Here is a 7315-nt window from a genome sequence, read left to right on the forward strand (position 1 = left end):
CGACAACGTCGGCGTGCTGCTTCGCGGCACGAAGCGCGAGGACGTGGAGCGCGGCCAGGTCGTGTGCAAGCCGGGTTCGGTGAAGCCGCACACCCGGTTCAAGGCCGAGGCGTACATCCTGACCAAGGAGGAGGGCGGCCGCCACACGCCGTTCTTCACCAACTACCGTCCGCAGTTCTACTTCCGGACCACGGACGTGACCGGCGTGTGCCAGCTCCCCGAGGGCACCGAGATGGTGATGCCGGGCGACAACGTGACCATGGACGTCACGCTGATCGTGCCGGTCGCCATGGAGGAGAAGCTCCGCTTCGCCATCCGCGAGGGTGGCCGCACCGTCGGCGCCGGCGTCGTCGCCTCCATCACCGAGTAAGCGACATCCTCCCGGTCCGCAGCCCGCGCGGCTCCGGACCACGGACGAGACGGGGCGGGCGCCGGACAGGCGCCCGCCCTTTTTCGTGGCGCAGGATGCAGCCCGACCCGGCTTTGCCCGGTCAGGCCACGTCCGGCGTGCGGCTGCGGTGAAGCGGGCCGACATCGGGCCCGTCGAGCACGTCGTCGACCGCGAGGTCGTCCGCCGCCAGTTCCCGGTCGGGGGGATCGACCGCACGGACCAGGCGGACGATCTGCATCGCCCGGTCGGCGCAATCGGGCGAGATCCGGGCGATCTCCTCGGCGAGTTCGAGGACCGCGTCGAGGGTCCGCTGCCACTGGGTCGAGGTCGTCACGGGCGTGTCTCCCGAAGGACGGGGCGGCGATGTGGGCCGGGCCCGGATTTGCCGGGCCGGGGCGGTTCGGCTACCGATGCGGCGTCCCGCAGGGTCAGACCCTGCCAGAGAGGAACGCGATGATGCGAGGGTTCGTTCGCGCCGGCCTGGCCTCGGCCGCGATTCTGGTCGCCGCCCTGACCGGTTCGGCCTCGGCGCAATACTACCGCGAAGACGTGGCACCGGGCTACGGCTACGAGCGCGTGCCGCCGCGCCGGGCCGTCGGCTACAATTGCGACGCTGTCCAGCGCGGCTTTACCGGCCCGCAGCCCTATTCCTGCCCGCTGCCGGGCCCGCGGCCGCTCGGCGTGCGCTGCTTCTGCGACGTGCCGATCGCGGCCTTCAGCACGCCGCAGCCGCCGGCCCCGGGCCGCGTCGTCCCCTGATCCCGGCGAACGGGGCCGCTCCCGGGCGGCCCCGGTTCGACCACGAAAAAGGGCCGCCTGAGGGCGGCCCTGTCCGTGTCCGGAGACCCGTCGGGATGTCAGTTCAGCACCACCACCTTGGCGCCGACCTTGACCCGCGAATAGAGGTCGGTGACGTCGTCGTTGGTCATGCGGATGCAGCCCGAGGACACCGCCTGGCCGATCGTGTCCGGCTCGTTCGAGCCGTGGATGCGGTAGAGCGTGCCGCCGATATACATCGCGCGGGCGCCGAGCGGGTTGTCGATGCCGCCGGCCATGTAGCGCGGCAGGTCGGGGCGGCGGGCCAGCATCTCCTTCGGCGGGGTCCAGGACGGCCACTCGCGCTTGGCGGTGATCGTCTTCGTGCCCGACCAGGTGAAGCCCGGGCGGCCGACGCCGACGCCGTAGCGCAGGGCCATGCCGTCGCCCAGCACGAGGTAGAGGCGCCGCTCGGCGGTCGAGACCACCAGGGTGCCGGGGGCGTAGGCGCCGTTGAAGGGCACCAGCTCCCGCGGGATCGGGGCGACCTGTGCCTGCTCGGTGCTGCCGGCGGCCTGACCCTGACCGACCTGGCCCTGGCCGTAATAGCCCTGGGTGGCGCGGTAGCTCGGCGAATCGTAGGGCTGGCCGGCGTAGTAATCCTCGCCGGGATTGGCGTCGAAGGGATCGTAGGGGGCCGCCTTGGCCGGGGCCGAGGCAAGCACGCACGCGCTCAGAACGCCCGCCAGGGCGGTAGCGAAGATCTTCATGGCCGGAGCCTTACCTCAGCAATTACCTTTGCTGTACAATGCTGTCTCGGCGAAGTGGTTCCCGGCTCCGGCGACGCTTGTTTCGAGGGCGGAGTACTGAGGCCTGTGAGAGCGTTCACGGGCGGTTGACGGGATCGGCGGCATCCGACGCGATGCCGCCCCGCGGGACGTCAGGCGACCTCGTCGGTATGCACCTGGAAGCCCGCCAGCACCGAGGGGCCGAAGATCGTCGAGATCGCCACGTCGGTGGCGTCGCGCCCCCGCCCCATCAGGATGCGGCCGATCCGGGGCCGGTTGTGGCGGGCGTCGAACGTGTACCAGCGGCCGCCGAGATAGACCTCGAACCAGGCCGAGAAGTCCATCGGGTCGGGCACCGCCGGCACGCCGATATCGCCGAGATAGCCGGTGCAGTAGCGCGCCGGGATGTTCATGCAGCGGCAGAAGGTGACGGCGAGGTGCGCGAAGTCGCGGCACACGCCCTCGCGCTGGTTGAACCCGTCGAAGGCGCTGCGGGTGGCGTCGGCGCGCTGGTAGTCGAACCGGATGTGGTTGTGGACGTAATCCACGATCGCCTGCACCCGGGCCCAGCCGAGAGGGGTGTGGCCGAAGAGCTGCCAGGCGGTGTTCGACAGCTTGTCGGTGTCGCAGTAGCGGCTCCCCAGCAGGTAGACCATCACGTCGTCGGGCAGGTCCTGGACCGGGTGCTGCACGGCGTCGGGGACGTACTCGTCGACGCGGCCGCTATCCTCGACCAGGAAATCGGCCGAGATCGTCAGCCGCCCGGGCGGGGCGAGGATGCGGGTGCAGGTATTGCCGTACCGGTCGGGATAGTCGTGGGCCGGGATCGGCGGATCGAAGCGGAGCGCCGGTGAGGTCAGGCAGTCGCCGAGCCGGGACGGGTGGACGCTGAGCATCAGGAGCATCGGCGTCGGGGCCGGGGAGTCGAAGCTGATCGCGTACCCGGTCCTGATCTTCATGGGGTGCTGGCTCCCTGAGGCGGCCGATGGGCCGACGCATCGTGACACCCCAGGGTAAGCCCGTCCCGCCTGCGTGGGTTGCCCGAAGAAGCGGCAGGTACTGGGCGAAGATGCGCCGTCCGGACCGATCCGCCGTCATACGAAATCCGGCGAAATCCGGTCGATCGCGTCGCGATGCGGATTTCGGCGTCGCTTGAGCGTGTGGAACCTGCGGCTCCACCGCGCGGGCTGGTGAGACCGCGTCCGGAAGGGGGCTCCCGGACGCGATATCACTCGGCGGCGCGGCGGGGGAGCGCCGGGTCGTCGTTTGCCGGTACCCCGTCTGTCGGCACCCCGTCGTGCTCGCTCACCCGGACCGTCACCGCCATGTCGAGAAAGTCCTCCGGCCGGCCGATCCAGCTGCCGTGGAGCGGCACCGCCTGCCCGGGATGGCGCGTGACCGCGACCCGGATCAGGTCGCGGTTGCCGACGATGCCGTTGGTCGGATCGAACTCGACCCAACCCGCTTCCGGTAGGTAGACCTGGACCCAGGCATGGGTGGAGCCGCCGCCGGCATGGCGCGCGGCGCCGTCCCGCTCCGGCGGGTAATCGGGCACGTAAATGTAGCCGGAGACGAATCGCGCGGCCATGCCGAGCGCCCGGACCGCTTCGATCATCAGGAGCGCGAAGTCGCGGCAGGTGCCGCGGCGAAGGCGCAGGGTCTCGGCGGGGTCCTGCACGCCCTTCTCGATCCGGGCCTCGTAGGCGAAGTCGCGCCGGATTCCCGTCGTCATCGCCGCCAGCAGGGCGCGGGTCTCGGCGCTGCCGTCGGGGCCGAGAAAGCCGCGGGCCCAGGCCCGGACGGCCCCGGCGGGGTCCGGTCGCTGCCGCTCCCGATAGCGGGCGAGGTCCGGCACCTCGTCGTCATCGTAGGCGAAGGGGTAGCGCGCGGCCTGCGGCGCGAGGGCGAAGGCGAGCGGCGGCTCGGGCGTGTGCTCGAGGGTGATGCGGCAGGTGACGCGAAGCTCCTGCGCGCGGCCGCGGAAGCGCGCGACCGCAACGCAATTGCCGAACACGTCGTGGACCCAGCGCAGGCTCTCCGGCTCCGGGCTGATCGCCAGCGAGGCCGCGATCAGCCGCTGGTCGTAGCTGTCCCGGGGCCGGAACAGGATCCGGTGCTCGCCGAATCCGACGGGCCGGCGGTAGCGGTAGGTGGTGACGTGATCGACGGAGAGGATCGGCAAGAGACAGATCGAGCTTTGGACTGGTCGGGATTCGCGGTTTCGGGCCTCGTCGCGGCAAGGCCCGGTGTCATGGGCGGTCCGTCCCGAGGGTCGTTTTTCGCGGGGGTCGGTTCAGAGGCGCCGGGCGCGGGCCTCGAAGGCCGCCGCCATGGTGTCGCCGTGACGCCCGAGGGTCTCCAGCCGCTCGGCCCGGCGGTTCTGTTCGGCACCGTCCTCGCCATGGCTCAGGTCGGCGAAGATGCGGGCCTGCTCGGCCTGCCGGCGGTGGCGCTCCGCCTGCTCGCGGAAGAAGGCCGCCTGCTGCCCGGCGGTCGCCGCGTATTCGGCGGCGTATCCGTCCTGGCGGTTGCGCTCGCCCGTCGTCGCTCCGGTCCCGATGCCGGTCGTCATGGCAGGATCTCCCTGATCCGGTCCGCCGGTCCACCCGGCGCCTCCTCCCGGGCGCGCGGCTTGCGGGCCGCCACGTCCCTTCCGCCGTGAATTTAGGACACGAGGGCCGTCCCGGGCAAATCAACCCAGCGTCCCGCCGGGGAGATGACCGTGAGGTGCCGGCCGTCCGGGAGCCCGGACGGCCCGTGGTCAGGAGACGGGGGGGCGGGGCTTGCGCGCGGCGTGCTCGGCGAAAGCCAAGAGTTCGGGGCCGCGGTCGAGGGGGACCGCCTGCGGCGGCAGATGCGCGTCCGGGAGCCGGAGCCCGGGACGGGGCGGCTGCGCCACGACGAGATGGATGGTCGGCCAGAGCGTCGCGACCGCCCGGGCGAGCCCGGCGCCGTCGAGGGCGCCCGGCCGTTCGGTCGGCAGCCCGATGAGAACCAGGGCGACCTCGCCGCCTCGCAGGCGCAGGGTGTCGAGACCGGTCTCCGGATCGCGACAGCGCACGGTCTCGAGGCCGGCCCGGGCCAAGAGGGCGCCGGCTTCCTCGGCCCCCGGTACGTCGCCGACGAGCAGGGCGAGCCGGCAGGCCGTGCCCGTCGCCCGTGCGTCGTCGCAGGGCCCGGGTCGTGTCGCCCGATCGTCGTCGAGACCCGATGCCTCGCTCTCCTCGATCCGGCGCAGCAAGGCGCCGAGCCGCTCCGGCACCGCCTCGACCATCAGGCCGTCATAGGCGGAGGCGAGGCTCGCGCCGAGGGCGTCGAGGGAGAGAATGGGGGTGAGTTGCGTGCCGCCCGTCCGGCGTCCGGCGCCTGCCGCGCCCATCGTCACCTCCTGGTCCGTAATGGATCGTCGGAGGGATAAACCGTGATCGGGCGCCGTGGTTTCCGTTACCGCAGGCTCGGCGGCAAGTCTTTTTCGTGGAACAAGTCTTTTTCGCGGAAAGGGTTTTTCCCGCGTGACGGAGCCCCCTCAGGGCGACTCCGCCGCGTAGGCCATCACGCCCATCAGCGCGCCGACGTCGCGGTAGCGGGCGCCGCGGGTGCTCATCATCGCCTCGAACTTGTCGTGGACCTGGGCCACCGTGAGGCTGCGGGCCTTCCGGCGCCCGACGCGCTCGTAGAAGATCGGCCGGTTGGCCTTGGCGGGCTTCGGCAGCAGGGCGGCAGCCTCGGCCTTCGGCTCCTCGACCACCTTGGCCATGAAGCGCTCGGCGTCGTCCGGGCCGAGGAAGTGGGCGAGGTAGGTCTCGCCGAGGGTGAGGTCGCGGCCGATCCGGGCGGCGATCCGGGCCGAATCGCGCTTCAGCATCTCGCCCGCCATCACGGCGGCGAGCGAGGGATCGCGGCGCAGATCGAGGATACGGGTGCGCTCCGCGGCATCCGCGACGCTGTTGTCCTCGCCGATCAGGCCCGCCTCGCGGGCATAGCCGTGCTGGGCGCCGAATTCCCGAATCACCTGCAGCCAGGTCCGCTCGATGAACTGGTAGAGGCCGGTCGCCGAGGAGGTCCGGGCCTGGACCTCGGTGAGGAAGCTCGATTCCTTGTCGGCGACCGCCATCAGCAGGACCGGGTCGGTGCGCACCGTCGCGGCCGCCCGCACGATGGTCTGGACGAGGTGGCGGCGGATCCGCATCGGCCCGAAGGTCAGCACCTCGTTGGGATCGCCGCCCGAGCTGGCGGCGAGGAGGTCGTCGTAGGAGACGCGATCGACGCCGGACGAGCCCAGCGCCGTGTCGAGATCGTGGATCGGTTCGCGCAGGGGCGCGATCCCGGCCGTGTCGCGGCCCGCAGCGGGCTGGGCCTGCGAGGCCTGCATCTGAATCTTGGATGCCTGGATCTTGGGCGCCTGGATCTTGGGGGTCGGCATCACCAGGAGGTCGGCCATCATGGTGACGGCCGGGCGGGCGGTCACCAGCTCGGCGCCGTACTGGTGCAGCAGGGCGGAGAGGCCGGCGGCGAGGCACCCGGCCGCCACGATCGTGCGGGCCATCACCGGCACGCCGCCATGGGCGGCGCGGCTGCTGAAGGAGAGGACGTCCCCGTGGGCTCCCGCCATCCGCATGGAGCCCCGCTGCGCCGGTCCGTCCACTCGACGTCGCATGTGATGTATCGCCCCGGTTTCCATGCCTGTACGGCGCAAGAAGCCGGCGAGATGTGGCGATATGACGGCGAGGCTCGCTCAGGTCATCACGAACCGGTGCAAGCTTCGCCGTATCGCGGCAAGCTCCGCTCTGTCGCCGGCCAAGCATTCATGCCGTCTTACGGCCAAGCTCGACCTGCGGGGCGGCCCCGGCGATTGTCGCCGGGGATGGTGCGGTGCAACGAGACCGCTGCCGTGTCAGCGGCTGACGGGCGGCTGGACGGCCTCGTCCCGGGCGCGCTGGCGCTTGTTGGCCTGGTGGCGGCCGAGCGCGCAACCCGCGGCGGCGCCCGCGAAGGTGTGGCCGACGGCGTGGCCGGCGATGCCGCCCACGACCGCGCCCTTGATGCATCCCTTGGCTTCCGCGGCCCCGGCGAAGCCGGCTAGGCCCACGGCGAGCACGGCGGCGGACATCATCTTGCGCATGGCGATCTCCCGTACGTCACATCCAATGACGGCGAAGAACAGCCGGGATCCGGCATCGGTTCCGCGGGATCGCGGACGCCGTCGGGGTCCTCTGCGTCAGGTCTGGGTGATGATGTAGATCTGCAGCCCGATCTCGATCGTGAGCAGGAAGGCGATCAGCACCAGGAGGAGGGCCAGCACGGCCTGCCCGCGGTTCTCGAACAGCGGGGAGCCCGCACGCGGGGAGGGCCGCAGGGCCGGCGGGGCCGGCGGGGGCGG

General features: G+C 71.6%; 10 protein-coding genes. 2 read left to right on the top strand and 8 right to left on the bottom strand.

Going from position 1 to position 7315, the window contains the following annotated elements; all coding sequences use genetic code 11:
- The coding region (locus QR78_RS10705; RefSeq protein ID WP_048425812.1) for an EF-Tu C-terminal domain-related protein at positions 1 to 370 on the top strand (370 nt) is incomplete at its 5' end.
- A 121-nt stretch (positions 371 to 491) separates the two neighbouring features.
- Here QR78_RS10705 and QR78_RS10710 read toward each other — a convergent pair.
- On the bottom strand, positions 492 to 725 hold the full coding sequence (locus QR78_RS10710) for a hypothetical protein (RefSeq protein ID WP_048427504.1): 234 nt from the start codon (positions 723 to 725) through the stop codon (positions 492 to 494).
- Positions 726 to 847: 122 nt separating this feature from the next.
- Between QR78_RS10710 and QR78_RS10715 the strand changes: the two genes are divergently transcribed.
- Entirely contained in the window at positions 848 to 1150 is a 303-nt protein-coding gene (locus tag QR78_RS10715; protein ID WP_048427511.1) for a hypothetical protein, read from the top strand.
- Positions 1151 to 1248: 98 nt separating this feature from the next.
- Here QR78_RS10715 and QR78_RS10720 read toward each other — a convergent pair whose 3' ends face one another.
- From QR78_RS10720 to QR78_RS10750, 7 genes are all read right to left on the bottom strand, one after another.
- On the bottom strand, positions 1249 to 1917 hold the full coding sequence (locus QR78_RS10720) for a L,D-transpeptidase (RefSeq protein WP_048427505.1): 669 nt from the start codon (positions 1915 to 1917) through the stop codon (positions 1249 to 1251).
- Positions 1918 to 2087: 170 nt separating this feature from the next.
- A complete protein-coding gene (locus tag QR78_RS10725) occupies positions 2088 to 2894 on the bottom strand; it encodes a transglutaminase-like domain-containing protein (RefSeq protein WP_048427506.1) in 807 nt (268 codons plus the stop codon).
- Positions 2895 to 3163: 269 nt separating this feature from the next.
- Entirely contained in the window at positions 3164 to 4117 is a 954-nt protein-coding gene (locus QR78_RS10730; protein WP_048427507.1) for a transglutaminase family protein, read from the bottom strand.
- Positions 4118 to 4228: 111 nt separating this feature from the next.
- Positions 4229 to 4507 carry a hypothetical protein gene (locus tag QR78_RS10735; RefSeq protein WP_048427508.1) on the bottom strand — a complete coding sequence of 93 codons (279 nt, stop codon included), beginning with the start codon at positions 4505 to 4507 and terminating at the stop codon, positions 4229 to 4231.
- Positions 4508 to 4696: 189 nt separating this feature from the next.
- A complete protein-coding gene (locus QR78_RS10740) occupies positions 4697 to 5314 on the bottom strand; it encodes a hypothetical protein (RefSeq protein WP_048427509.1) in 618 nt (205 codons plus the stop codon).
- Positions 5315 to 5461: 147 nt separating this feature from the next.
- Positions 5462 to 6592: a transglycosylase SLT domain-containing protein gene (locus tag QR78_RS10745; RefSeq protein WP_089504286.1), complete on the bottom strand. Its 1131-nt coding sequence runs from the start codon at positions 6590 to 6592 to the stop codon at positions 5462 to 5464.
- Positions 6593 to 6829: 237 nt separating this feature from the next.
- Positions 6830 to 7057, bottom strand: a complete 228-nt coding sequence (locus tag QR78_RS10750) for a hypothetical protein (RefSeq protein WP_048427510.1) — start codon at positions 7055 to 7057, stop codon at positions 6830 to 6832.
- Positions 7058 to 7315 lie beyond the last annotated feature (258 nt).

Origin of the sequence: Methylobacterium indicum (assembly GCF_001043895.1) — a bacterium.
Lineage (GTDB): Bacteria > Pseudomonadota > Alphaproteobacteria > Rhizobiales > Beijerinckiaceae > Methylobacterium > Methylobacterium indicum.